The 1,052-nt window shown below is 64.3% G+C and carries 1 protein-coding gene; it reads left to right on the top strand.

Annotated elements, in window-relative coordinates:
* Nucleotides 1-13 precede the first annotated feature (13 nt).
* Entirely contained in the window at nt 14-1,012 is a 999-nt protein-coding gene (locus EOC06_RS27435; RefSeq protein WP_128309247.1) for a DMT family transporter, read from the top strand.
* Nucleotides 1,013-1,052 lie beyond the last annotated feature (40 nt).

The following is a 1,052-nucleotide window of genomic DNA, read 5'->3' as shown; positions in this document are numbered from 1 at the left end:
TCGAGGGGGACGCGTGTCCAGGACAAGAGCCAATTTGCTGCTGCTATTCGCAGCCGCTTTGTGGGGCTTCGGCAATGTCTCGCAAAAGATGGTGCTTGTGCATCTCGACGCGCTGAGTGCGGTGGGTCTGCGCTGCCTGATCGGCGGCCTGCTTGTGTTGCCCTTTGTCTTGATGGAGAGGCGGCTTCCGCTCGGGCCGGACTATTTTTCCAGCTTGGCCAAGGTGTGCGCGCTGTTTGCCATCTCCATCACGCTCCAGCAGCTTTGCTATCTCGGCGCCTCCGTCACCAATGCGAGCTTCCTGGTCAGCACGGCAACGGTAATGACACCGCTAGCCGCCTGGTTTCTCGTAGGCGAACGTCCGACAGCGAGTCTCACGGTCGCCGCCGGGCTGACCGTTGTTGGAGCCCTGCTGTTGTCGGAAGGGATTGCCGGGTTCAGCAGTGGCGATCTCACCGCTGTCCTCTCGGCTGCCTGCTATGCGCTCTGGGCAGTCGAACTGGGCCGGCACATGCAGGTGCATGCGCGGCCGTTCACCGCAGCCGCGACACAGTTCTTCGGCGCCGCCGCCTTCGCCCTGCCGCTCGGCGCAGTGCAAGGCAATCTGTCGTTGACCGCCGCATTCGCAGCTGGCCCGGAACTGGCGATCCTCGGCGTGTTCTCCACTGCGATTGCCTTCGGCATACAGACGGTTGCCCTCCGCTTTACGCCGGCCAGCCACGCCGCCGTGATCGTCAGCGCAGAAAGCGTTTTCGGGGCGCTGGGCGCGGCGATCTTTCTCGGCGAGCGGAGCTCGTCCGCGAGCGCATTGGGTGCCGCCATCATTCTGGGTGCGATCCTGTCCGTGGCACTGTCGAACCGAGCGCCGCAGGCACGCACGTCCTTGCGAACCGCTTCGGTTCAACCCTTCGACGGGGCCCCTGCCTTTGCAGCTGCCGCCGCAAATTGGGCAGGCGATCGTCACCCCAACAATTCAGGTCCAGTGGAGGAATGTGATGACCCTTGCCGGTGATGCGAAACCTATTCCGGCCCCGGCTGCCGCCCGACACCGG

The organism is Mesorhizobium sp. M7A.F.Ca.MR.362.00.0.0 (assembly GCF_004023175.1).
In the GTDB taxonomy this organism is placed as follows: Bacteria; Pseudomonadota; Alphaproteobacteria; order Rhizobiales; family Rhizobiaceae; genus Mesorhizobium.
This window is presented reverse-complemented; position numbering and strand designations above follow the sequence as displayed.